At 62.1% G+C, this 23,533-nt stretch carries 22 protein-coding genes and 1 pseudogene; 11 read left to right on the forward strand and 12 right to left on the reverse strand.

Features of this window, described 5'->3' with window-relative positions; translation table 11 throughout:
- The first annotated feature begins 46 nt into the window (after positions 1-46).
- Positions 47-955 (forward strand): amidohydrolase family protein, encoded by a 909-nt coding sequence (locus tag AB7951_RS16870; protein ID WP_441255924.1) that lies wholly within the window; start codon positions 47-49, stop codon positions 953-955.
- Positions 952-1,638, forward strand: coding sequence for a GntR family transcriptional regulator (locus tag AB7951_RS16875; RefSeq protein ID WP_120290919.1), 687 nt, complete (start codon positions 952-954; stop codon positions 1,636-1,638). Before AB7951_RS16870 ends, AB7951_RS16875 begins: the two co-directional genes overlap by 4 nt.
- 41 nt (positions 1,639-1,679) lie before the next feature.
- Here AB7951_RS16875 and AB7951_RS16880 read toward each other — a convergent pair.
- A pseudogene (locus AB7951_RS16880) lies at positions 1,680-2,186 on the reverse strand (IS630 family transposase); the annotation flags it as partial.
- Between the two features lie 147 nt (positions 2,187-2,333).
- Here AB7951_RS16880 and AB7951_RS16885 point away from each other — a divergent pair.
- The 7 genes from AB7951_RS16885 to AB7951_RS16915 all read left to right on the forward strand — a co-directional run bounded on the left by AB7951_RS16885 (position 2,334) and on the right by AB7951_RS16915 (position 9,424).
- On the forward strand, positions 2,334-2,996 hold the full coding sequence (locus AB7951_RS16885; protein WP_120290917.1) for a response regulator transcription factor: 663 nt from the start codon (positions 2,334-2,336) through the stop codon (positions 2,994-2,996).
- Between the two features lie 58 nt (positions 2,997-3,054).
- The gene (locus AB7951_RS16890; RefSeq protein WP_120290915.1) at positions 3,055-4,824 is read left to right on the forward strand and encodes an ATP-binding protein; all 1,770 of its coding nucleotides are present in this window, start codon (positions 3,055-3,057) and stop codon (positions 4,822-4,824) included.
- Positions 4,825-5,346: 522 nt separating this feature from the next.
- Positions 5,347-5,598: a hypothetical protein gene (locus tag AB7951_RS16895; protein WP_120290913.1), complete on the forward strand. Its 252-nt coding sequence runs from the start codon at positions 5,347-5,349 to the stop codon at positions 5,596-5,598.
- Positions 5,599-5,741: 143 nt separating this feature from the next.
- Positions 5,742-6,017 carry a hypothetical protein gene (locus AB7951_RS16900; RefSeq protein WP_120290911.1) on the forward strand — a complete coding sequence of 92 codons (276 nt, stop codon included), beginning with the start codon at positions 5,742-5,744 and terminating at the stop codon, positions 6,015-6,017.
- A gap of 221 nt (positions 6,018-6,238) precedes the next feature.
- On the forward strand, positions 6,239-7,456 hold the full coding sequence (locus AB7951_RS16905) for an outer membrane beta-barrel protein (protein ID WP_441255925.1): 1,218 nt from the start codon (positions 6,239-6,241) through the stop codon (positions 7,454-7,456).
- Positions 7,457-7,526: 70 nt separating this feature from the next.
- Entirely contained in the window at positions 7,527-7,838 is a 312-nt protein-coding gene (locus tag AB7951_RS16910) for a hypothetical protein (protein ID WP_120290907.1), read from the forward strand.
- Between the two features lie 854 nt (positions 7,839-8,692).
- Positions 8,693-9,424 (forward strand): sulfite exporter TauE/SafE family protein, encoded by a 732-nt coding sequence (locus tag AB7951_RS16915; RefSeq protein WP_120290905.1) that lies wholly within the window; start codon positions 8,693-8,695, stop codon positions 9,422-9,424.
- 42 nt (positions 9,425-9,466) lie between these two features.
- Here AB7951_RS16915 and AB7951_RS16920 read toward each other — a convergent pair whose 3' ends face one another.
- The 4 genes from AB7951_RS16920 to ccmI all read right to left on the reverse strand — a co-directional run bounded on the left by AB7951_RS16920 (position 9,467) and on the right by ccmI (position 13,639).
- Entirely contained in the window at positions 9,467-9,964 is a 498-nt protein-coding gene (locus AB7951_RS16920; protein ID WP_120290902.1) for a cytochrome c-type biogenesis protein, read from the reverse strand.
- Positions 9,965-9,968: 4 nt separating this feature from the next.
- Positions 9,969-11,951, reverse strand: coding sequence for a heme lyase CcmF/NrfE family subunit (locus AB7951_RS16925; RefSeq protein WP_120290900.1), 1,983 nt, complete (start codon positions 11,949-11,951; stop codon positions 9,969-9,971).
- Entirely contained in the window at positions 11,948-12,457 is a 510-nt protein-coding gene (ccmE, locus tag AB7951_RS16930; RefSeq protein WP_089267088.1) for a cytochrome c maturation protein CcmE, read from the reverse strand. The genes AB7951_RS16925 and ccmE overlap by 4 nt, the downstream gene beginning before the upstream one ends.
- A gap of 63 nt (positions 12,458-12,520) precedes the next feature.
- A complete protein-coding gene (ccmI, locus tag AB7951_RS16935) occupies positions 12,521-13,639 on the reverse strand; it encodes a c-type cytochrome biogenesis protein CcmI (RefSeq protein ID WP_120290898.1) in 1,119 nt (372 codons plus the stop codon).
- Between the two features lie 374 nt (positions 13,640-14,013).
- Between ccmI and AB7951_RS16940 the strand changes: the two genes are divergently transcribed.
- Both AB7951_RS16940 and AB7951_RS16945 read left to right on the forward strand, forming a co-directional pair.
- A complete protein-coding gene (locus AB7951_RS16940; protein WP_120290896.1) occupies positions 14,014-14,631 on the forward strand; it encodes a glutathione S-transferase in 618 nt (205 codons plus the stop codon).
- Between the two features lie 57 nt (positions 14,632-14,688).
- Complete coding sequence (locus AB7951_RS16945; RefSeq protein WP_120290894.1) at positions 14,689-16,764, forward strand: 2Fe-2S iron-sulfur cluster-binding protein; 2,076 nt, start codon at positions 14,689-14,691, stop codon at positions 16,762-16,764.
- Positions 16,765-16,823: 59 nt separating this feature from the next.
- Here AB7951_RS16945 and AB7951_RS16950 read toward each other — a convergent pair whose 3' ends face one another.
- From AB7951_RS16950 to AB7951_RS16980, 7 genes are all read right to left on the reverse strand, one after another.
- Positions 16,824-18,203 carry a hypothetical protein gene (locus AB7951_RS16950; RefSeq protein ID WP_120290892.1) on the reverse strand — a complete coding sequence of 460 codons (1,380 nt, stop codon included), beginning with the start codon at positions 18,201-18,203 and terminating at the stop codon, positions 16,824-16,826.
- A 99-nt stretch (positions 18,204-18,302) separates the two neighbouring features.
- Complete coding sequence (locus AB7951_RS16955) at positions 18,303-18,773, reverse strand: RT0821/Lpp0805 family surface protein (protein WP_120290890.1); 471 nt, start codon at positions 18,771-18,773, stop codon at positions 18,303-18,305.
- 98 nt (positions 18,774-18,871) lie between these two features.
- On the reverse strand, positions 18,872-20,248 hold the full coding sequence (locus AB7951_RS16960) for a sensor histidine kinase (RefSeq protein ID WP_120290888.1): 1,377 nt from the start codon (positions 20,246-20,248) through the stop codon (positions 18,872-18,874).
- A gap of 22 nt (positions 20,249-20,270) precedes the next feature.
- Positions 20,271-20,936, reverse strand: a complete 666-nt coding sequence (locus AB7951_RS16965) for a response regulator transcription factor (protein ID WP_089267078.1) — start codon at positions 20,934-20,936, stop codon at positions 20,271-20,273.
- Between the two features lie 76 nt (positions 20,937-21,012).
- Positions 21,013-21,600 (reverse strand): 3TM-type holin, encoded by a 588-nt coding sequence (locus AB7951_RS16970; protein WP_120290886.1) that lies wholly within the window; start codon positions 21,598-21,600, stop codon positions 21,013-21,015.
- Positions 21,601-21,602: 2 nt separating this feature from the next.
- A complete protein-coding gene (locus AB7951_RS16975) occupies positions 21,603-22,379 on the reverse strand; it encodes a glycoside hydrolase family 19 protein (RefSeq protein WP_120290884.1) in 777 nt (258 codons plus the stop codon).
- A gap of 43 nt (positions 22,380-22,422) precedes the next feature.
- Positions 22,423-23,493: a DUF2793 domain-containing protein gene (locus AB7951_RS16980; RefSeq protein WP_158596827.1), complete on the reverse strand. Its 1,071-nt coding sequence runs from the start codon at positions 23,491-23,493 to the stop codon at positions 22,423-22,425.
- Positions 23,494-23,533: the final 40 nt, after the last annotated feature.

The following is a 23,533-nucleotide window of genomic DNA, read 5'->3' on the forward strand; positions in this document are numbered from 1 at the left end:
TTATTTTCAGCGAACAAAGATCGCTTATTTGAAGGGAGTTGCCACGATGAGTGCGCATACGCCTGGCGCCGCACCGAAGCCCTGCCCCGGCCCCGATCGCCATCCGAAGCGGCCGGCATTCGTGATGCCGCGTGGTGCCTGCGATACCCACGTCCACGTCTTCGGCCCGCAGGCCGAATTTCCGTTCGGCGAACAGCGCAGCTACACGCCCGAAGACTGCACCTATGCCGACCTGATGCAGCTCCACGAAACGCTCGGGATCGACCGCGCCGTCATCGTGCATGGCGGCGCTCACGGCACCGACAACAGTGCGACCCTCGCGGCCCTCGACCTCAATCCGAAACGGTTGCGCGGGGTTGCCGTGATCCCGTCGGGCCTGCCGCAACAGGCGCTCGAAGACATGCACCTCCGCGGCATGCGCGGCTGCCGCATGTCCCACGTCGTCAGCGGCGGCGCATCCTTTGCGCATCTGGCGGGCCTCGCGGACGAGACCTTCGATCTCGGCTGGCATCTCGTGCTGCATTTCAACAAAGCGAGCGAACTGGTCGATGTCGCGCCTCAACTGATGCAGGTCCGCAGTCCGTTCGTGCTGGATCACCTCGCCCGGATCAGCGCCGCGGAAGGCGTCGATTCCGAACCGTTCCAAACCTTGCTGCGATTGCTCGACACCGACCGCTGCTGGATCAAGCTCGCCAGCCTGTATCGCCTCTCTGCAGAGCCCTATCCGCATCGCGACATGCTGCCGATGATCGCGTGCGTGGTCGAAGCGCGTCCCGACCGCATCCTCTGGGGCAGTAACTGGCCACATCCGATCTGCCCGGTCGCGATGCCGAACGATGGCGACCTCGTCGATCTCATCCCGCTCTGGCTGCCGGATCCCAAAGCGCAGCAATTGGCACTGGTGGATAATCCGGCTTCGCTCTACGGTTTCGAGAGCATCGGACAGGCATCATGAGCACCGCACACACCACTACGGCCGGCGCGATCCCGACCACATTGTCCACCACGCTCGTCGCCCGCTTGCGGGATTCGATCATGCGCGGCGACCTGCTGCCGGGCAGCAAACTCAATCTCGATCGCCTGCGCACCGCCTTCGGCGTCAGCCTCAGCCCGCTGCGCGAAGCGCTGTGTCGTCTGGAGAATGACGGACTCGTCGCGCTGATCGACCAGCGCGGCTATCGCGTCACGCCGGTCTCGGCGAGCAATCTCGCCGAGATCATTCGGCTGCGCGTCGAACTCGAAGGCCTCGCCGTCAAGGAAGCCATCGAACACGGTGATGTCGCCTGGGAAGGACGCGTGCTCGGCTCGCTGCATCAGCTCAGCCGCTGCAAGCGCGGCTCACGCTCGGCCGCTGAACAGGAAGCCTGGGAGATTGCGCATCGCGCCTTCCATGCCGAACTGATCTCGGCATGCCAGATGCCGCTGCTGCGGCAGTTCTGCGCGACGCTGCACGACCAGAGCGATCGCTATCGCCGCATCTTCCTGAAGAAACATCAGCCGGATCGCGATGTGCCTGCAGAACACACTGCCATGGCCCATGCGATGATCGAGCGGCGCACGCGCGATGCAACGCGGATCCTGCGGGAGCATATTGAACGGACCGGCCGGAACATCCAGGCGGTGTTGCCCGCCGAATAGACGCCGGCCGCGACAACAGCTGCACTAGTGGATTGACGCTTCCCCCGTTTGATAGCGTCGCGGACGAGTTTGGGATTGGCCGTCCAGACAAAGGGCTTTGGATCGGTGTTGGTTTTGGTAACGAAGCGATCGATGACGGCTTTGAGATCATCGACGGATCGGAACACGCCGCGTTTGAGGCGGCGTCTCGCAAGCTTTGCGAAGAAGCCTTCGACAGCGTTGAGCCATGGTGCCGAGGTTGGTGTGAAGTGGAACGTCCAGCGGGATGCCGGGCCAGCCATTCTTGCAGCTTGGGATGTTTGTGGTTGGCGTAGTTGTCGATGATGGCGTGGATCGCCTTCGTGCCGGCACCTGGCCCTCGATGGTGTTGAGGAAGCGGATGAACTCCTGGTGCCGGCGGGGGCTGCATATTGCGGCCGATAACGGTGCCGTCGAGGATATTCAGGGCCGCAAACAGGGTGGTCGTGCCGTTTGTAGTCCTGGGTCATCGTCCCGACACGGCCCTTCTTCGTCGGCAAGCCGGGTAGAGTGCGGTCGAGCGCACGGATTCAATGAGTCCTGAGCCTCAGCGGCCATATGTAAAAATACGGCAACTCGCGTATTCTGTATTAAGATCGTCGGGCAAATGAATGCATGGCTCCCAATCTTTGATTGGATATGATTTATATCCTAGTGCCGTTGTAGCGGGGCGATACATGAGCGGACTGGTGAGGACGATCATTGCCGACGATCATGCCTTCATTCGGCAAGGTCTGAAACAGCTTCTATCGACCGTCGACGAGCTAACAGTCAGTGGAGAAGCCGCGGATGGTGAAGCCGTTCACCGGCTGCTGAACGAAAGCTCCGCCGATCTTCTCATACTCGATCTCGGCATGCCGGGTGTGAACGGGTTTCAGTTCATAGCTAACCTGAGAACCGAATGGCCGGAGCTGCGAGTTCTTGTCGTCACTGCCAATGTTGAGCCACGTTCCGTTCGGGCAGCTTTTTCTGCAGGCGCGAATGGCTATTTGACCAAGAGCGGCGATCCATCCGAGCTCATCGCTGCAATCGATGCCATCAGAAAAGGCAACACCTATGTGGCGGAGGAGGTTCGTTTTGCGGTGGACCAGCATGACGGACCGAACGTCTCCCCGGAGCCCACGGCTGCGATCATATCTCCGGTCACGCTTACACGGCGCGAGCGGCAAATCCTGGGGATGATCCCTCACGGTGCCACCAGCCGCGACATCGCCAGCCGGCTCGGCATTAGCCCGCTGACCGCCCGGAAACATCGCGAGAATCTGATGCGGAAGCTTGATCTGCACAGCGGTGCTGAATTGACAGCCTACGCAATTCGTCTCGGCCTTCCAGCGGGCTAGCGCAACGCGCAACTCGCGAACGAAGCCGCCGCACCTACCGGCGCGCGAAGAGGTTTCGATGCAAGAAGACAAGATACGCGAGGCGCTCGTCGAGCTTTTGTATCGCAATTCCTACGGGGTGGTGGTCGCCAACATCCTCATCTCCCTGGCGGCAGCATACGTACTGAGGAGCGTCGTATCGGCGAGCTGGTTGATCGGATGGCTCGGCGCATTGTATCTGCTCACTGCCATACGCGTTCTGGCGGCGCGCCGGTTCTTCAGCCGAGATAGAGAGCCGACGTCCGCGTTGCGATGGGCCTGGCTTGCGGCTGCGTTTTCCTGCGTGTCAGGCCTGCTATGGGGAATGCTCGGCTGGGTTGGGTTCCTTCCTGAGGCGCCCATTCCTTTTTCATTCACGGTCATTGTCTTGACCGGTCTGATCTGCGGCACAGTTCCGTCGCTCTCGGCCTTTCCGCCTGCTCTCGTCGGCTCGATCATCGCAACGGTGCTTCCGATCACCGTACGCTCGATTACCAATGGAGGTGACATCTCCGGCGCATATCTCTCCCTGCTTGCGGGGCTTGTGGCCATCAATCTCTATTACTGCCGCACAACGTACCACATGCTGCGTGAGACCATCAGGTTGCGCCTGGAAAATGTCGAACTGGTGAGCCACCTGCAGGAAGAACGCGACCGCGCGCAAGCGGCCGATCATGCGAAAACACGTTTCCTTGCGGCCGCCAGTCATGACCTGCGCCAGCCGATCCATGCCTTGAGTCTACTGATCGCCACGCTCGCGGCGCTGGGTCACCGCGGCGCTGTCGCATCCGGCGATGCTCGCGATCTGGCCGGCAAGGCAAAATCCATTGTCGGCAATCTCAGCGCCCTCCTGAATGGACTGCTCGACATCTCCCGGCTCGATGCCGGCGTCGTCACTGTTGCGAAGGAGACGGTGAATTTGTCCCAACTTTTCAATCAACTCGGCAACGAATTCGCGCCCGTGGCGAAGGATCGCGGCCTTGATTGGCGTGTTGTTGAAAGCCGTCTGCTGGTGGACAGCGATCCCATGATGCTGAAACGGGTTTTGGACAATCTGCTGTCGAACGCTTTTCGATACACGAGATCCGGCGGCGTTCTGCTCGGCTGCCGTAGGCGCGACGCTTCGGTGGAAATCCAGATATGGGATACCGGCCCCGGCATCCCCGCAGATCAGCAAGCAATGGTGTTCGAGGAATTCGTACAATTGCAGAACCCGGCGAGGGATCGCGCGCTTGGCCTCGGCCTTGGCCTCGCCATCGTTCGCCGCACCGCCGTACTGCTGCAACATCCGCTAAAGCTGGTCTCCGTCACCGGGCGCGGCTCGATGTTTTCCGTTACGGTTCCGATAGCCAGTGCGGCGGAAACTCCCTTGCCCGACAACAAGGCATCACCAGCCGGCATCGCCGTCGGCATCATGGTCGTGGAAGACGAGAGGGATGTTCTCGATATCATGGTGCAGTTGCTCACACTGCAGGGGCATCGCGTCTATGCCGGCCGATCTGCCGCCGAGGTGCAACAGATTCATGCCGAGGCGATCGAGTCCGGCAAGGCACCGGTCGATCTGATCATTGCCGACTACCGCCTCGGAGATGGGTCTACAGGCCTGGACGCTATCGAGGCTCTTTGCGCCCATATCGGCCGCTCGGTCCCTGCCGTTATCGTGACCGGCGATACCTCGCCGTCGCGGATCAAGGAAGCCATCGCCAGCGGTCATCGTATTCTGCACAAGCCGATCACCGGCGAGGAATTGCACGAAGCGATCGTTACAGCCTGTGTTGACGGCAAGGAATCAATCGATAGCGGTCGCTAAAAGCATATGTAGCTGCCCCGGATTGGCGATCACCCGGCCACGGTTGAGATCGCGTCTCCGCACTGATCTCCCACGGCGCCACCATCTGCAGCGGCGCAAAGCCTTTCGATACCAGAGCGTTTTCCAGCAAAGTGGACCCGGTTCGCGTCAAGAAAACGCGTCAGAATAACGAATCTAGAGCCCCGTTTCGATTCTATCGAAACGGAAAAGGCCCTGGCCTCCTTACCGACGACGAAATACGGCATCTGCCGTATCGCTTGCGACTGAACCCAACGATATCTTTCGTGCCGACTGGGCACGCTAGAACAGCGGCAGATTCTGAATTCGGCAGTTGAGAGCAGAAGTGTGCCATCAACGGAGCTATCAAGACGAGCAGCTTCGCTTCGGGAAGTCTCGCACGACGACGGCGATCTTCGAGGATGAGTTCTCCAACGTGACGCGCAGCTACGCAGGCGAAAGTGTCGCGCGGTACCAGTGGTGAGCAGGGAATGTCGAGTGAATGTCACACAGGAGATATCTGACATGTTCATGAAACAAATTGCCGTAGTTGGTGCCGTCTTGGTGTTGGGCGGCTACTTGGCGGCCTCAGATGGCGCGCTGGCCGAAAGTCAAGGCGGGCTTGGCCAGCGCCCCTCGCAGACGGTCAAAAACGGCACGCCAAATCTCGCCGGTCCGCAGACCAAATCGCCCTCAAACTCCTTGTCCGGTTCGACGATCCGCAACGGTAACAGCGCTTCTGGCCCCTATAAACCTGTCTTGGGATACAAGTGGTGAGCGGCATGCAGGCGAGCGCGTTCCTCTAGCTATTATGAGGCAACGGCGACGTTTTGATTCCAAAGTCGGTCGCATGAGTGGCGAAGTGCACGTCAATCGATTGACCGCGAGGATGAGTGGATGTCACACAGGAGATATCTAACATGTTCATGAAACAAATTGCCGTAGTTGGCTCTGTCTTGGCGTCGGGTGGCTACTTGGCCGCCTCAGACGACGCGCTCGCCCAAAGTCAGGGCGGGCTTGGCCAGCGACCGTCATACACGATGAAAAACGGCGCGCTAAATCTCTCGCAGGCCAAACCGCCCTCAAACTACTTTTCCGGTTCGCCTTCCTCCGGCTCGACGATCCGCAACGGTAACAACACCAACTTCAGCCTCAACGGCCCCTATGTCGGTCTGAAGTATATCGGAAAACAATAACCGACCAAACCGCGGCTACGACCTGGTCGTTTCGGGGGCGCCTCCAGGCGGCCTTTTCTATACTAGCAAACAAAATACGGGCCGCCCTCGCCGCGGCTACTCCGTAACCGGTGCGTCATTCCTCCACAGACCAGCTCTGTTTGGGGGAACATTACTGACTTTGAAATTTGTCCGTAATGCTGTGAAATGCGTTCTGGAATTTTGGGCGGCGGGGGTATTTTATGCGACTATTAATTCCCGGTGCGGTCGTGGTTGCGTGCGGAGGTGCTCCAGGTCAGGCGCTTGCAGCCGATATGCCGATCAAGGCCGTTGTGCAGTCGATCGATCAGTTGTGGAACATCAGCTACAACAGCGAAGTCCGCTATTTCAGTTGGCGGAATACCCGAGGCTTTCCGACCAATGCTGCCCCCCTGAACGGCGTCGGTCAGGGAACGCAACTTTACGCGCCGATGTCACTGTTGTTGACAGGCAATCCCAACCCCAATTGGAAACTCGAATTCGTGCTGCGGGGGGGCTTTGTCTCTTCGTCGCAATCAACATCCGGCGAACGCGGCTCGGTCGATACGCCGGTCGATACGCAGCTCTCGGGCACCGCCACTTACAATGGCTTCACCGGCTTCCAGCCCTTCGTCGCAATGCTGATCAACGCCCCGACCGGAACGTCCGCACTTTACGGTAACTCGCGCTTCGCGCGCATGGACGGCGATCTCGTCGACCAGGGCACCTATGGCGAAGGCTGGAATTTCGGACCGACTGCGGGCGTCAACATTCCGCTGTCGCAGGCGCTGATTTTGACCCTGTCGAGTGGCTATACCCAGCGCAACCCCTTCAACAAGGAAGCCCTCAACCCGATTACGGGCCTGACCACCGATACCATCAGTATCAAGAACGGCGACGAGACAACGGTGACCGCCGCGCTTGGATATTCCAATGGGCCGCTCTCGCTGCAGGGCTCCGGGTCCTATTCCTGGGACGGCATCTCGCAATCCGGCCAGTTCGGCATGCTAGGCTACGACAAGTACAGGGTCGGGCCGCGCACGACGATTTCCGGCAGTGCATCTTATGCCTTTGATCAAAGGTGGTCGATCTACAGCGATGGTTTCTGGACCCATACCAACAAGAATGAGATTCTTGATCCTGGCGGGTTGGCCTTGATTCCGGAAGGGTTCAATTCCAACAGCAACCTGTATAGGGTCAATGCCGGATTGAACTACAGGTTTGCCAACGGCTTCACCGTCGGCCCCACCGCGGGCTATCTCTATCGCGACCACGATGGTTATGATGCTGCGACGTTCAGCTTCGTGCCGGCCAAGACCCGCTGGGCGGTGGGCGGAGTCGCCAACTACAATGTCACCAACAAGATCAACATCAATGGCAGGGTCGAGCGGGTCTGGATTCGGGAGAATGAAACTCCGGGACCTCCGGCTTCGCTCCGTTAGTGCCATTCATGTCCGGCGACGCCTGGGTCGTCGCCGGCGGCGCAACCGTGAATTTTTGAGAGAGGCCGACATGTCAAAACGTTTCAACACCGGCCTTCTCGTCACGCTCGCTTTTGGAGCCAGCGTCCTTACCAGTTCGATTGCCGCGGCCCGATTCACATGCGCCCCCGGACTCGAGAATGTGGCAGGCACCTGCGTGACTGCCGGCCTTGCCGGATCGATGCGATTACGCAGTGTCCTGATGAACCAATTGAAGATCGGCTATAACCTGCCGATACCGCCACAATTGGAAAACACCTATCCGAAGAATTTTGACGTCAACCGATTTGAATTTAGCCAGCGCGGCAACTTCAGAACCCGCGCGTCTCCCCTTTCGCCCTAGGTGTTCAGTCCCGAGGTGAAGTGGAACGGATTGAGCCGAAAGCGGTATGGTTCATTTGCCCAAGCCGTACAGATGGCTTCATGGGCAGTGAGGCCGCGTCTTCAGCCGCCTGGCGAAGTTGTAGCTGTTCAGGAAAGCCGCGAGCCGATGCTCGATGCCATGATCTCGACAGGTCCGGTCGAAGGGATGGCCGCGCCAACTGACGGTTGGCCGCCCCTCACCAGCGACATCCGGCAGGCGGCTGATCCCGTGGCGCTAAGAAATAAACCAATGACGGTTGCTAAAAGGATGTGTAGCTGCCCCGGATTGGCGATCACCGGGCCACGGTCGAGATCGCGTCTCGGCGCTGATCTCCCACGGCGGCGCCACCTGCGGCGGCGCAGGGCCTTTCGACATTAGCCTCCTTGCCGACGACGAAATACGACATCTGCCGTATCGCTCGCGTATGAACCCAGCGATATCGTTCACCCCAACTGGACGCGCTTGAGCAGCAGCCGATCTTGAATTCGGCAGTTGGAAGCAGGAGCGCGCTTTCAAAGTGACAGTCGAATTTTCCGAACGCATGCAAGAAGGAAATTTGGATATGGCAGTTACCAAGAGCTCCCACATCCGTCGACCAACGCCTCCTCCGTCTCCTCTCAAAGCGTGGGCAATCGCTGTCCTGGCTGGCTTCGGCATTTTGCACGTTGTCGGAGGATACATGCTGAACCACGTGTCGAGTATCCAACCTATCGAAACGGCAACAACGGCGATCCACGGCGACTAGATGGATTGGTTGTTATGGCTTGAGTGAGTTCGGACGCCCCAGCGGTCCCGCTATTGAAGACGATCACCGTTCCAAAGGAAGCGATGCCATGTCAGATATAGCGGCTTATTTGACGCTAAGCGGGGCGGTCTTTGCGGGCGCGTTCGTTTCCGGCCTTTCCGGGTTTGCGTTCTCGGCGGTCGCCGGTGCTGTCCTGCTACACGTTTTTCCGCCTATGGAAGCCGTGCCATTGATGATGGCTTGCAGCATCACTGTACAAGCGGCCACTCTGTTTGCGCTACGCAAGAACATGCAATGGAAAACCAGCCTCGTTTTCATCGCGGGTGGACTGCTAGGCATTCCGATCGCGATCTATCTCCTGCAGAATGTGGGTACTGGAACCTTCAGACTGGGTTTTGGAGCTCTCGTATCCCTTTACGCGACATATGCCTTGTTCCGGCCAACGCCTGCCTGCTCGCGTCAGATGGAGAGCCAGAGCAGAAACGCGCTGGTAGGGTTTGGTGGGGGATTGGTCGGCGGATTGACTGCGATGCCCGGCGCACTTCCTGCGATCTGGTGCGACATCCATGGTCTCCCGAAAAATCAGCAGCGCGGTCTGGTTCAACCCTACATCGGGGTCATGCAGCTTTTCGCCCTTGCTCTCATGCTTTCGCACCACAGCCTTTCGTTAAAGGTCTTGATCAACTTTGGCATGTCTCTACCCGCCTTGGCTGCTGGAACGGCTTTAGGCATCGTCCTGTTCGGACGGGTCAACGAAGCAGCCTTCAAACGAATTATCCTGGGCTTGTTGCTGTTTTCGGGACTTTGCCTCGTGATCTAGATGCGAGCTTTCAATAGTCGGCTGCTGGCCGGGGTCGGCGAACTAAACCGGCTTGTCCTGCACCGTTTCCTTGGCAATCAGCTTTTCGATCCGCGCTTCTTCCTCGGCGGTGAGCGTCATCACGGCATCATCATCGCCTGCAGCCCTGCCCCGCCGCCGGTTGTGCCACCATAGCGCAACGCCACCACCGATCAGCACCAGTGGCGTCAGCAGCCACAGCAGCAGCGTGTGCAGGTTGAGCCGCGGCTTCAGCAGCACGAATTCGCCATAGCGCGCCACCAGGAAATCCAGCACCTGCTTGTCGCTTTCGCCAGTGGCGATACGCTCGCGCACCAAGAGGCGCAGGTCGCGCGCCAGCGGTGCATCGGAATCGTCGATGGACTGATTCTGACAGACCATGCAGCGCAGCTCCTTCGACAGGTTGCGCGCGCGGCCTTCCTGCGCCGGGTCCTTCATGATCTCGTCGGGCTGCACCGCATGCGCGAGCGGCGCAGCGAGCAGGAACATAACGGCGATGAGGCTTGCGACAATGCGTGTCACGCCATCACTCCGCCGGCTGTAGTGCGCGCGCCGCCTTGGCCGGCTTCGGCGCGCCGACGCGTAGCCGTCGGTCGGACAGTGACAGCAGCCCGCCGAAAGCCATCAGCACCGGTCCCCACCAGATCATCAGCACCAGCGGCTTGTGATACATCCGCACGGCAACTGCGCCGCCCGCGGCTTCCTCCCCGAGCGAGATATAGAGCTGGCTGGCGCCGCGCGACAGCAACGCGGCTTCCGTGGTGGAGGACTGCCGCGCGGTGAAGTTGCGCTTCGATGGCGTCATCTCGCCGATCTCGTCGCCGCCGCGCGTCACCCTGAAACGTGCGAGGCTCTCGCGGAAATTCGGCCCCTGCCGCTGCGTCACATCCTTGAGCGTGAGCTCATAGCCGGCAAGCTTCGCCACATCATTCGGCTGCATGGTGCCGATATATTCGGTATTCCAGGTGCTCTCGCAGACGATACCGATCAGCACGACGCCGATGCCGGCATGAGCAAAGGCCGTGCCCCAGGCCGCGCGCGGCAATCCGCGCGCACGGCGGAACGCCGCACCGAACGGTAAACGAAACAGCATGGTGCGTTCGGCGATATCGACGATCGATCCGGCGATCACGAACACGCCGAGCCCGATCGCCAGCGGCGCCAGCGCCGCGCCGCCGGTCGTCCATGCCCAGACGAGTGCCACCGCCAGCAGCGCGGCAATGCCGGCCGCCATCAGCCGCTGCGTCACGCCTCTGAGATCGCCGCGCTTCCACGCCAGCAGCGGTCCGAACGGCATCGCCAGCAGCAGCGGCACGAACAGCGGGCCGAATGTGAGATTGAAGAACGGCGCACCGACCGAGATTTTCTCGCCGGTCAGCATTTCCAGCGCCAGCGGATACAACGTGCCGATGAACACCGTGGCGCAGGCCGTGGTGAGGAACAGGTTGTTCAGCACCAGCGCGCCCTCGCGCGAGATCGGTGCGAACAGGCCGCCCTGCTTCAGCGACGACGCTCGCCACATATACAGCGTCAGGCTGCCGCCGATGAACACGCACAGGATCAGCAGGATGAACACGCCGCGCGTCGGGTCGGTCGCAAAGGCATGGACGGAGGTGAGCACGCCGGAGCGCACCAGGAAGGTGCCGAGCAGCGACAGCGAGAAAGTCAGGATCGCGAGAAGTATGGTCCAGACCTTCAGCGCGTTGCGCTTCTCCATCACCACGGCCGAATGCAGCAACGCGGTGCCGGACAGCCATGGCATCAGCGAGGCGTTCTCGACTGGATCCCAGAACCACCAACCACCCCAACCGAGTTCGTAATAGGCCCAATAGGAGCCCATCGCGATTCCGAGCGTCAGGAAGATCCATGCCACCAGCGTCCATGGCCGCACCCAGCGCGCCCATGCAGCATCGATGCGGCCTTCGATCAGCGCGGCGACGGCGAAGGAGAATGCGATGGAGAAGCCGACATAGCCGAGATAGAGCATCGGCGGATGCACCGCGAGGCCGATATCCTGCAGCACCGGATTGAGATCGCGCCCCTCGAGCGGCGGCTGTGCCAGCCGTAGGAACGGATTCGAGGTCATCAGGATGAACAGATAGAACGCCGCGGCGATCCAGCCCTGCACCGCCAGCACATGCGCCCGCAGCGACAGCGGCAGATTATTGCCGAAGGCGGCAACCAGCCCGCCGAACAGCGCGAGGATCGACACCCACAATAGCATTGAGCCTTCGTGGTTTCCCCATACGCCGGTGATTTTGTAAAGCAGCGGCTTGGCCGAATGCGAATTCTCGAACACATTGGCGACGGAGAAATCCGACGTGACATAGAGCGTCGTCAGCGCCAGGAACGAGAGTCCGGCGAACAGCAACTGCGCCAGCGCGGTCGAGCGCGCAACATTCATCAAGGCGGGATCGCGCAGCCGCGCACCGATGATCGGCACTGTCGACTGGATCAGCGCCAGCGCGAGCGCCAGCACCAGTGCGTAATGTCCGGCTTCGGCAATCACTGCAAAACACTCTGTTTTGCAGGCGTCACCACGGGCTTGGCGGCGCCCTGCGACATCACCGGCTTGCCGCCCTCGCCTTCCTGCCAGCGCCCCTGTTTCTTGAGCGCGTCAGCGACTTCCTTCGGCATGTAGTTCTCGTCATGCTTCGCCAGGACCGTATCGGCCTTGAACACGCCCGACGCATCCATCGCGCCTTCGGCGACAACGCCCTGCCCCTCGCGGAACAGATCCGGCAGGATGCCCTTGTAGTTCACCGGCAAGGTTGCGCCACCATCGGAGACCTTGAAGCTCACGGCGAGATTATCGCCGCGCACCAGCGAGCCCTGCTCGACCATGCCGCCGAGACGAAAGCGCTTGCCAACGGGGATCTGCTTTTCGGCAACCATCTGCGGCGTCGAGAAGAACACGATGGAGTCGCGCAGCGCGTTCAGCACCAGCCCGGCCGCGATGGCGAGCACCACCAGCGCTCCACCGATCATCGTCAATCGTCGCTGCTTGCGCGTCATGCTTCACCTTCAAGACGCATGATGTTCTCCGAAAGCCGCTTCACACTTTTCGGCATCATGCGTTTACCCATCCAGCCCGGTGTCTTTCAGGCCATCGTTCAGCTTGCGCAGCCGCTCGGCATCGGTGCCGACCGCCTCCCGTGCATCCGCCAGCGCGCTCTTTGCCTTGTCGCGCTCACCGAGCACCATATAGGCACGCACCAGCCGCAACCATCCCTCGACATCGCTGCCATCCTGCTTGAGCCGCGTGGCAAGCCGGTCGACCATGCCATGGATCATCGCATTGCGGTCGCCTGCATTCATGCCCTGTACCGACGCGATCGTGTCTTCCGACAGCGCCGGCAGGTTCGGGCCTGATTTCGGAGCGCTGCCGCCGACACGCGCCAGAGCCGCCGTGACCACCGGACGCCACGGCGCATCCGCAGGTCCCTTTGTCAGCATGTCGCGCCAGATCACCGCCGCGTCGCTGCCACGCCCGTCCTGCTCGGCCGCGAGGCCCAGGAAGTAGCGGGCCTTGACCTCACCGGCATCGAGCGCGACAGCGCGTTGGAATTCGGTCTTGGCATCCGCTGTGATGACACCATTGGCGGCCATCGCCATGGCTTCGCCGAGATCGGCGCGGCGCGCGGCCGTATCGCCGGCATAGGTGATCGCATTGCGGAACGCGCGCACCGCATCGTCGGTACGGCCGATCTTCGCCAGCACAGGCGCCAGCACGGTCCAGCCACGGCCGTCGGTCGGGTTTTTCTCGAGATGCTGCTCGACCTGTGCGACGAGATTGTCTAGCGGCTGGGTGGGACTGGGCGACTGGTTGCGCGCGGCGAGCGGAAAGTCCGGCATGGCAGGCGAACCGAGCGGCAGATAGAAGCCGATGGCCAGCAGCGGCAGGCCGATCAGCGCCACCAGCGCCACCGCGCGGCGAAAGCCGGGACTGCTGCCCACGGACGCCGCGCCCTCGGCATCGACGGCTGCCAGCAGACGGCGGCTGACCTCGACACGCGCCGCCTCCGCCTCCGTCGGCCCGATCAGGCCGGCGGCGGTATCGCGGGAGATTTCAGCGAGCTGATCCCGGTAGACAGTGGCCTCGGTGCCCCCGGCATCGGAGCGGGTCCGGCCAAGCGGCCACAACACGGCGAAAGTCGCTGCGGCGGTCATCAAGGCGAACACAAACCATAAGGCCATCAATGGGTTCCGGCGTAGTCTTGAGTCGATCTAAACGACGTCATTGCCGGGTTACACCATGGCCACCGACGACGCGCAATTGACTTTTATGCCATCGCGACGTCCAGCCGCTTGTTCTGGATCAAGGATTGCGGCGGCTGCGAGCCCGCTTTCCGAGTAATGCCCCCTCCGCGACGTGGATGCCCTCCGGGAAGACCCATCAACGCGATTGACGAAACCGCTATCGGGCCTGTCGCGCGCCGACAAAGGCCGCGGTTATTTCATCCGGCGCAATGATGAAGTGCGCAGAGCGTGCATTCTCGCGCGCCGGATCATGAAGCAACTTGCATTCGCTGAACGGGAATGGACCCGACCACGAATTCAGGATCACAATCATGAAGCTCTATCACCATCCACTGTCCGGCCACTCTCATCGCGCGCATCTGTTCGCTTCGCTCCTTGGCCTGCCCCACGAACTCATCGAGGTTGACCTGAAGTCGGGGGCACACAAGACGCCGGATTTCCTTGCGCTCAATCCGTTCGGTCAGGTGCCGGTCCTCGATGACAGTGGCACCATTGTCTCCGACTCGAACGCCATACTCGTTTATCTCGCCAAGACATCCGGCCGAGCCGAGTGGCTGCCCGATGACGCGCAGGGAAGCGCGGCCATCCAGCGCTGGCTGTCTGTCGCTGCCGGCCAACTGGCCTATGGTCCTGCCGCTGCACGGCTGATCACCGTTTTCGGCAGGAACTTCAATCCAGAGGAAGTCATGGAGCGCGCGCACGCCTTGTTGGCACTGGTCGAAGCGCATCTCGCCGATCGCGACTGGCTTGTCGGCAATGGTCCGACCATCGCGGATGTGGCGCTCTACAGCTACATCGCAAGCGCGCCGGAAGGAAATGTCGATCTGTCCGGCTATCCCAAGGTGACCGCCTTCTTGCGCCGCATCGAAGCGCTGCCCGGCTTCGTGCCTTTCGCCAAGACCCCCGTCGGCCTCGCCGCTGCGGCTTAACTGCGTGTGTCGGGCGTATCCAGGCATACGCCCGACACTGCCAACGAGAGCGGACCGATGACCGATACTATGTCGCTATCAAAACTGGACATCTGGCACGCCGGCGAGAAGACGATTCAGGAAAAGGTCGGCGTTTCGGCTCACATGGATGAGCTCGGCAGGCGCATCGTGCGGGACTACATGCCGACGCAACACCGGGATTTTTACGCCCAGATTCCCTTCATAGCGCTCGGCAGCGTCGACGGCGCAGGTGACGCATGGGCCACATTTGTCACCGGCAAGCCCGGCTTCATCTCATCGCCAACAGCGCAATCGCTCGATATCGATGTCGTCAGGGAGCCAAGCGATCCCGCCAGCGAAGGTATGCACGAGGGCGATGCAATCGGCCTGCTCGGCATCGAACTTCACACGCGCCGCCGGAATCGCGTCAACGGCATCATCGGGCCGTCGGACAACAACGCGATCCATTTCGACGTCGACCAAAGTTTCGGCAATTGCCCGCGCTACATCCAGCTCCGCGATTACGAGTTCGTGCGCGATCCACGCGAACTGTTTACGGGAAATATCGAAGAGAAAGCCGAAATCGACGCAACGGCACGCCGCATGATCGAAGCCGCCGACATGTTCTTTGTCGCGTCCTATGTCGAGCGAGAATCTCGTCGACAGGTCGACGTCTCGAGCCGCGGCGGCAATCCCGGTTTCGTTCGCGTTGCCGACGACGGTACGCTCACAATCCCGGATTTCGCAGGCAATCTCTTTTTCGCGACGCTGGGCAACATCCTCATCAACGGCAAAGCCGGACTCTTGTTTGTCGATTTCGAGACCGGCGACGTGCTGCAGATGACCGGTGACGCCCGGGTCATGCTGGACGCCCCGGAGATCGCCGCCTTCCAGGGCGCCGAGCGCCTCTGGCAATTCAACGCGCGGCGTGTCGTTCTTCGGCGCGGTGCCCTGCCCCTGCGCTGGGCGTTCCGGCCGGACGGATGGGCTCCGAGCACACTCATGACAGGCAGTTGGGAGCAGGCAGCCGGTCGTCTGCGGGCTGCAGAACTTGCGACCAAATGGCGGCCGTTCAAGGTCATCAACATCGTCGATGAGAGCGCAACGGTCAGGTCGTTCCATCTGGAGCCGACTGACGGCGCCGGCCTCCTCCCTCATCGTGCCGGGCAGTATCTCCCGATCAGACTACCCATTGACGGAGCGGAGAAGACCGCCATCCGAACCTATACGCTGTCGGTCGCGCCTTCGGATCACGTCTACCGCATCAGCGTCAAACGCGACGGACTCGTGTCGCAGCGGCTGCACGACGGCGTCAATATTGGCGACGTGATCGAAGCAAGCGCGCCCGCCGGTGAATTCACGATCGATGCCGCTGAGGCGCGACCAGCGGTGCTGCTGGCGGGCGGCATCGGCATCACGCCGATGCTCGCGATGCTGCGGCATGTGATTTACGAAGGGCTGCGGACGCTCAAGATTCGACCGACCGTGCTTTTTCAGGCAGCCCGTTCGAAGAACGAGCGCCCCTTCGGCAACGAATTGGATGAACTTGCGACCTCCGCTGGAGACGCAGTCCGGGTCATCCGAGTTCTCGGCGACATCACGGATGCCGAAGAAGGCCCCGACTACGACGCTGCGGGGCGTATCGACATGGCCCTGCTGTCACGGTTCATGCCGGTCGGCGACTACGATTACTATCTCTGCGGACCTTCCGGATTCATGCAGTCGCTCTATGACGGTCTTCGTGCACTGAACATCGCTGACAACCGTATCCACGCCGAAGCATTCGGTCCCGCGTCACTGGTACGAACCGTTGACAGCCCGGCGACAGCACCAGCGCGCCGACCACCGTCGTCGACATCGGTGCATGTGGTGTTCGCGGAGTCTGCGAAGGAAGCACGCTGGACACCAGAGTCGGGATCGTTGCTCGACCTCGCGGAATCGCGTGGCCTGAGCCCCGATTTCAGTTGTCGGGAAGGACATTGCGGCACCTGCCGAACGAAGCTTCTGGCGGGAGTGGTGACCTACGTCAAAGAGCCAGCCGCTGCGGTGGCCGACGATGAAGTCCTGATCTGCTGTGCCGTTCCGGCCGCACAGAACGGCAACGAAGCCAATCGCATTCAATTGGCGCTCTGATCTCGGGATCAGGCGATGCGGATGTCACATCGCCGACGAGCCATTTCGCATCGCCTGGCCTAGCCGGCCCGCTTAGGCTTGCGCTCGACCACGACCATGGCCTGTTCGGCGGCGCGGCTCATCAGCGAGGCATATTCCTGGCCGAACAACACCTGGCAGAAGCGGATCGCGGCCTTGGCCTGCATCTGCCGGTAGCTACGGACGCGGGCATCGCCGGCGCGCAGCGACTGCACCAGCGACTCCGTGGACTTCTCGACATATTGCTGCAGGTCGGAATAGGTCCGCAGCGTCACCTCGTTGATGGCGAGTTCGCTGGCATAGGTCCGGCACACCGCGACGAAATTGATCAGCGCCACGGTCTCCTCGACCTCGGCGAAATCGATCGTCGCCGTCGCGGCAATATCCTTGTCAGGGCGCTGGCGCAGCAAACGCCGCACCCTGCCCGGCACGCTCTCGATCTCCGACTGCAGCGTCGAGGAAATCTCCACCCGGATCGACGCCATCTGGCGGCCCCAAGTGGAATCGTTGCGCATGTCGAGTTCGGTGCGCAGGCCGCGCACGCCGTCATGGGCGACCTTGAGATGTTCGGGGGCGCTGTCGAACTTGCCGCGCCTGATATCGGAGCGCAGTTCGGCCGCGACGCGATTGAGATCGGACAGCGCCATGGTCACGGCGACACCATAGGGCGTGGCGGCCACGCGGATTTCATCGTCCGAGGCCGCGATCTTCACCGCCAGACGAATGATCTGCCATGGCGCCGCCAGCCGCTGCATCACCAGCGAGAGTGCGAAAGGCAGCACCTGCGGCGTGGTCAGTGTCGGCACGTTCAGCGCGCTGTTCACCGAGGCGATCTGGCTATCGCCGAAGCTGCGCAGCACGCTCGGCAGCTTGCCGGCAAAGCCGTCCAGTTGCTCGCGCGCCTTCAGCACCGCGCCGATGGACGGCAGGTCTTCGACCGCATGGGTCGGCCCGATGCGGGCCGCGCCGCGATTGCCCGATGTGGCAGTGGTAATGGCGGCTGCTGCCGCCTGCTGGAATTTCTTGACCGCACGCTCGATGTCCGAAGCGCCCGGCTCGGGCGATACGGTGACGGCCGCCTCGAACTCGCGCACGGCGTCTGCGGCGTCGCGCTCCAGCCACTGCCAGATCGGCAGCAGCGAGGCGCGCCGGATCTGTCCGGGCCGGACATTGCCCACACCTTCGACAAGGAACGGCTCGAGCGATTTGAAGACGAGACGGGTGGGATCCTCGACGCGCGGGCGCACTGCATTTTCGTGGCCGCGAACCACGCCGCGCAGCAGGTCGAGCACGAAATTGGCGACCACGACGTCTTCGCCGCGCTCGATCGCGCGCTCATATTCGCGCATCAGCAGCATCTGCGACTGCTCGGGCAGTTGCGCCAAATACTCCCGCAAGCGATCGATCGAGGTTTTGTTCATGCAGCCTAGGAATCCGTGCTTTCCGGTCGATCTACAACCGAAAATCGCCACCGATTTTTGTAGCAGGCGCCCCGTTAAGAAGGCGTTGAGGAACCGGGATCAGGCGGCCGCCCAGGTGCCTTCGGGGCTGCGACAGGCGGTGCCGCGGGCGGTCTTGAGGTCACCATTCACAGTGACCGTGTGGGAAAAGCCGCGGCATTCCCGGCCCTTCTGGTTATAGGCCGGTCCGGCGACAATATTGCCATAGCGTCCCGACGTGGCGTTGCGCCAGGGCACCGGCGCGCCGGGTGCACCGCGGTCGAGGGCGGCGATCTGGGCCTCGTAGGCCAGCCGGCGGTCTTCGTCGTTGAGCTGCGCCCCGAGTTTGGCGCCGATCAGCCCGCCAAAGGCGGCATTGGTCACCGCCGCCGCTGCGTTTTCCTCGGACAGGCCAACGGCCGACTTGGTGCTGATATAGGCCCGGGCGATCGTATCGGTGCCGAGGCCCAGCCCGCCGTCCGAGGTCGTCACGTCGCAACCACCCAGCGCCAGCGCGACGGCGGCAACACAGAAGGCGTTGAACTTGACCATGGACCGCAGACCCCGAACGCAAACCGGAACACAGGAAACGTCAAAGACGTTACGAACGGGATAATTCGGGCGACAACGGGGCGCAACATGGCCGGAACTCAGACACCCGGCAACACCAGTTCGGCCCGCAGCCCGCCGATCGGCGCCTTGCCGAGCGTCAGGCTACCGCCATAGAGCGCGGCCAGATCGACCACGATGGACAGACCCAGACCTGACCCCGGCTTGGTCTCGTCGAGCCGCTGGCCGCGGCGCGCGACCTGGGCGCGCTCGGTATCGGACAACCCGCGCCCGTCGTCATCGACGATGATCCGCAGCTTCGACGCCGGATCGGCACCGCCGGTGCGCTCGACCTGCACGCCGATGGTGACATGGGAGTCCGCCCATTTGCAGGCGTTGTCGACGAGGTTACCGACCATCTCCTCGATGTCCTGTTTTTCGCCACGGAATTTCGCCGCGGCATCGGCCTCAAGGTCGATGGTGATGCCGCGGTCCCGGTGAATCTTCTGCATCGTCCGGCACAGCGCCTCCAGCGCCGGCGCGACATCGGTGACGGTGCCGACGATGGTGACACGCGCTGCGATCCGCGCACGCTCGAGATGATGCGTCACCTGATCGCGCATCACATCGGCCTGCTCCAGCACCTTGCTCGCAAAGGGATCGACACCACGGCTGTTCGCCTCGTTGACGATCACCGACAGCGGCGTCTTGATCGCGTGGGCGAGATTGCCGACATGGGTGCGCGCGCGCTCGACGATGGCGCGGTTGGCATCGAGCAGCGCGTTCATCTCGCCCGCCAGAGGTGAGATCTCGACAGGGAATGTGCCCTCCAGCCGCTCGGCACGGCCGGACCGGATATCGGCAATGGCATCCGACATGCGCTTCAGCGGCGCGAGGCCGAAGCGGACCTGGAAGATCGTGGTGAGCACGAGCACGATCGAGAGGGCAGCGAATGTGCCGCCAAGATAATAGTCGAAGGTGCGGGTTTCCTCGAAAATCTCGGTGGCGTCGCCGGCAACGCTGATGCGGAATTTGCCGTCGGCGCCGAGATCGACGGGACGTTCCACCATGCGCAGGCGCTGGTCTTCCGGCCCGTCCACATAGCCCTGGCGGATGCCCGACGCCGTCAGCTCGATGCCTTGATCCTCGAGCTTCGGAAGCTTCTTGTCCCACAGCGAGCGCGAGGCCCGCATCTCGGTCTTCGCGCCTTCGGTGGGCGCGATTTCCCAGTACCAGCCCGACAGCGGCAGTTCGAACAAGGGCTCGCCGAGCGATGGCGCATCGTGATCCGGCGCGTCCGGGGGATTGGCGACTTCGGCCACCAGGGTACGGAGATAGAGATTGAGGCGGCGATCGAAGGCGCGCTCGGTGGCGCTGCGATAGACCGAGGACAGGACGATGCCGGTGATCAGGAGGATCACCACCACCCAGGCCGTCGCCGACAGAAACAGCCGCGTTGCGAGCGAGCTGTTGCGCATCAGCGCATGATCCCGGGGACGATCACGGCTGCGGCGGCGTGAGCAGATAGCCGAGGCCGCGCACGGTCTGGATGATATCGACGTCGAGCTTCTTGCGGATACGGCCGACGAACACCTCGATGGTGTTGCTGTCACGATCGAAATCCTGATCGTAAAGATGCTCGACCAGTTCGGTGCGCGAGATCACGCGGCCGGTATGGTGCATCAGATAGGACAGCAGCCGGTATTCGTGTGATGTCATCTTGATCGGATTGCCGGAGACGCTGACGCGGCCGGTGCGGGTATCCAGCGACACGGGTCCGCAAGTGAGTTCGGACTGGGCGTGGCCGGTGGAGCGGCGCAGCAGCGCGCGGATGCGGGCCAGCACCTCTTCGAGGTGGAACGGTTTGGCGACGTAATCGTCGGCGCCGGCATCGAAGCCCTGGACCTTATCGCTCCAGCGATCGCGCGCGGTGAGGATCAGCACCGGCATGATGCGGTTGTTGCGGCGCCAGGCTTCCAGCACCGAAATGCCATCCATCTTCGGCAGGCCGATATCGAGCACCACGGCGTCGTAGGGCTCGCTGTCGCCGAGGAAGTGCCCCTCCTCGCCATCGAAGGCGCGATCGACGACATAGCCGGCATCGGTCAGCGCCGTGGTGAGCTGACGGTTGAGATCGGGATCATCTTCGACAACGAGCAGGCGCAAGTGACTTCTCCGCGTTCACAATCCGAATTGATGCCCGGACGCGTGAACACTCCATGAATGGCGACGGCCGCCAACCTTACTTTTTCTTCACACCGTCTTTGACCAGAACCGCCTTGACCAGCTTCTCGACCATGCCGGGCGAATCCTGCCCGGTCAGTGCACTGACCTTTTCGCGGGTGCGGCCGCTGATATAGACGCCTAGCACGCCGAACCGGAACCCCCAATAGGTCACCAGGAGCGCTGTGGCATTGACCAGCGCGTTGATGGTCTGAATATCCCCGGTCCAGAATTCGTGCATCAGCACACACCACAGCGCGGCGCATTCTACCGTCAATTCCAGTGCGTAGGCCGGCCGCCACCAGCGCTGCAGCGGATCGTCGCTGGCGATCTCGGCGCGGATCGTCGCCTGGGTCTCGCTGATCGCCGCGCGCTGGGTCTCCGCCTCGGCGCGGATCATGTCAGCCCAATGCGCCTCGGCTTCAGCCAGCCTGGCTGGATCGGCCGCGGGAAGCGCCGCCTGCACCGCCGCCGGCGTCAGCGTCACCGAGCCCACCGCCTTGGCGAGGATCTCGCCGGCCACGCCGCCGAGCGGACCGCCCAATGCCGTCCCCAGCATCGGCGCGCCCAGCGCAATCACCTGTTTGGCAAGGTCACCCCAGTCCATGGTCATGTCCTCCGGAAAGCCGCGACTACCGCGGCAATGAAAGCGGAAAGATTGGTGGGCTTAGTGGTGGGTTTGGCTGCCGGCAGTTCGGGCACCAGCGGCGGCGATGCGATCACGGGCGGTAGCCCTACGGACGGCGCTGTCGCCAGCGACACATCGCGCAGCGCAGCCTTCCATTTCGCCAGCCACGCCTTGCGCTCGGCGAGACCCACGGTGCCGCCATTCAGCCGCCGCGTGACCCCGACGATGTCATCGGCTTTCGCGAACGGCAGGCAGCCGCAATTGATGAAATCCGATGCAGCGCAAGTGAGGAAGTACCGCGGATCGATCAGATATTCGGGATGGCTGACCACATCGATCCCCGTGGCCTTCCTGACCCGCTCATAGCCTTCGCGGCCCGTGGTCTGCGACCCGCCCCTGCCGCGGAAATTCCAGCCGTCATCGGAGCCGACGGCGTTGCCCATGCGGCCGTTATAGACCTTGTTGGCCAGCGCCCGCGGATTGCCGGCATAAGGTCCCGCACTCGCCATGGTCGGAAAGCGCGACGGCCAAACCTGCATCATCCGCCCGGCGCTGTAGTTCATGTTCTCGACGACGTCGCGCCCTGCTCCGCATTCGTGTGATATCTGCGCCATCACATGCGCGGCAAGCAAAGGCGTGGTGATGCCGTAGCGCGCAAACACAGCCTCGGACGATTGCACCATACCCGACAGCAATCCGGGCACGCGGCTGTCGCCCTGCGGCCAGAGACGCCGCAAGGTGTTTCCATCGAGCTTCATGATGTTGATCCTGTAAGAGAGCGAGATCCTCGCCTTCGCGCAACTAGGCGATGCGGTGGCCGTAGAAGCCGTTCTGCGCGGCGGCGATATAGCCGTCATTGGTCTCCATCGCCGCCCAGACCGAAATGGCATCGCCGGCGGCGAGCTTGAGAAGCGCATGGCCGCTCAACATCGTCCTGTTGCTGACGAGCGCCGACGATGTCTGCACCCGCGTGTCGTTGAGCAGCTCAACGCCGTTCTTGTACATGGCCGCCGTCAGCATGGTCGGCACCGCCGCATTGGCCTTGAACAACACGCGGAAGCCGAGCGCATAGACGCCGGCGACCGGCGCGACAAACTGGTTGTTCGCGGCATCGAAAACGCTCTGGTCGTTATGCCGGCTATTGTTGAACTGCACCTTGGTGAAGGTGTTCGCCGCGCAATATTTGTCGAAGTTCAGATAGGCGAGAAACTTCGGGGACTGCTCGAAACTGACCTGCCCGCTGGTCTTGTCGACTGCCAGCGCGGTCCGATAGGTCACGCCATCGGCGGAGACCTTGATCGAGAGATCGTCGCTGCCGAGCAAGCCGATCAGCGCGCGCGGTGAATAGTTCGACTGCAATGTGAAGCCGACATCCTTCATTGCATTCAGCTTGTTGAACGTCACCCGCAGGTCGCCGCTGCCGGGTGTTACGTCGTCATGCGACAACAAAACGGCATCGGACTTGACGCTGAAGCGGTTGCTGCTGTCGGCCGCTGTGTTGACGCCGAGATGGTCGATATTGTCGAGCGCAAGGTTGCGCAGATCGCGCCACAGCGCGCCGTCGAACACCATCATCACGTCATCGGCCACCGACCAGACGCACCAGCCGGCTTTCGGCACGAGGAACGTCCAGGCCCCGTCCTGCCATGTGGCGATGGCCAGCGCATGGCCGCTCCAGGCCCCTGACGCCCCGGCCGCCACGATATGCCGTGCGCCCTCGGCCGGCGATGCCGGCGGAACGGTTCGCGTCACGTCGCGCACCGAGATCTGGATCGCCGCATCGAGAATGCGCAGCGCCTCATTATGGGTGACGTGTTTCTGCGCCTGCCCACCATCGATGAAGGGCAGCTTGAGATTCGGCGTGTCGGTCATGTCTACGGTCTCGCGCTCTCAGCCGTCATTGCGAGCGCAG

Source organism: Tardiphaga sp. 285_C5_N1_2, from assembly GCF_052076065.1.
Lineage (GTDB): Bacteria > Pseudomonadota > Alphaproteobacteria > Rhizobiales > Xanthobacteraceae > Tardiphaga > Tardiphaga robiniae.

What these genes read in the sequence shown, in the direction of transcription:
- AB7951_RS16870 (WP_441255924.1), top strand. Translation starts at nt 47, where the DNA reads ATGAGTGCGCATACGCCTGGCGCCGCACCGAAGCCCTGCCCCGGCCCC.
- AB7951_RS16875 (WP_120290919.1), top strand. Translation starts at nt 952, where the DNA reads ATGAGCACCGCACACACCACTACGGCCGGCGCGATCCCGACCACATTG.
- AB7951_RS16885 (WP_120290917.1), top strand. Translation starts at nt 2,334, where the DNA reads ATGAGCGGACTGGTGAGGACGATCATTGCCGACGATCATGCCTTCATT.
- AB7951_RS16890 (WP_120290915.1), top strand. Translation starts at nt 3,055, where the DNA reads ATGCAAGAAGACAAGATACGCGAGGCGCTCGTCGAGCTTTTGTATCGC.
- AB7951_RS16895 (WP_120290913.1), top strand. Translation starts at nt 5,347, where the DNA reads ATGTTCATGAAACAAATTGCCGTAGTTGGTGCCGTCTTGGTGTTGGGC.
- AB7951_RS16900 (WP_120290911.1), top strand. Translation starts at nt 5,742, where the DNA reads ATGTTCATGAAACAAATTGCCGTAGTTGGCTCTGTCTTGGCGTCGGGT.
- AB7951_RS16905 (WP_441255925.1), top strand. Translation starts at nt 6,239, where the DNA reads ATGCGACTATTAATTCCCGGTGCGGTCGTGGTTGCGTGCGGAGGTGCT.
- AB7951_RS16910 (WP_120290907.1), top strand. Translation starts at nt 7,527, where the DNA reads ATGTCAAAACGTTTCAACACCGGCCTTCTCGTCACGCTCGCTTTTGGA.
- AB7951_RS16915 (WP_120290905.1), top strand. Translation starts at nt 8,693, where the DNA reads ATGTCAGATATAGCGGCTTATTTGACGCTAAGCGGGGCGGTCTTTGCG.
- ccmE (WP_089267088.1), bottom strand. Translation starts at nt 12,457, where the DNA reads ATGACGCGCAAGCAGCGACGATTGACGATGATCGGTGGAGCGCTGGTG.
- ccmI (WP_120290898.1), bottom strand. Translation starts at nt 13,639, where the DNA reads ATGGCCTTATGGTTTGTGTTCGCCTTGATGACCGCCGCAGCGACTTTC.
- AB7951_RS16940 (WP_120290896.1), top strand. Translation starts at nt 14,014, where the DNA reads ATGAAGCTCTATCACCATCCACTGTCCGGCCACTCTCATCGCGCGCAT.
- AB7951_RS16945 (WP_120290894.1), top strand. Translation starts at nt 14,689, where the DNA reads ATGACCGATACTATGTCGCTATCAAAACTGGACATCTGGCACGCCGGC.
- AB7951_RS16950 (WP_120290892.1), bottom strand. Translation starts at nt 18,203, where the DNA reads ATGAACAAAACCTCGATCGATCGCTTGCGGGAGTATTTGGCGCAACTG.
- AB7951_RS16955 (WP_120290890.1), bottom strand. Translation starts at nt 18,773, where the DNA reads ATGGTCAAGTTCAACGCCTTCTGTGTTGCCGCCGTCGCGCTGGCGCTG.
- AB7951_RS16960 (WP_120290888.1), bottom strand. Translation starts at nt 20,248, where the DNA reads ATGCGCAACAGCTCGCTCGCAACGCGGCTGTTTCTGTCGGCGACGGCC.
- AB7951_RS16970 (WP_120290886.1), bottom strand. Translation starts at nt 21,600, where the DNA reads ATGGACTGGGGTGACCTTGCCAAACAGGTGATTGCGCTGGGCGCGCCG.
- AB7951_RS16975 (WP_120290884.1), bottom strand. Translation starts at nt 22,379, where the DNA reads ATGAAGCTCGATGGAAACACCTTGCGGCGTCTCTGGCCGCAGGGCGAC.
- AB7951_RS16980 (WP_158596827.1), bottom strand. Translation starts at nt 23,493, where the DNA reads ATGACCGACACGCCGAATCTCAAGCTGCCCTTCATCGATGGTGGGCAG.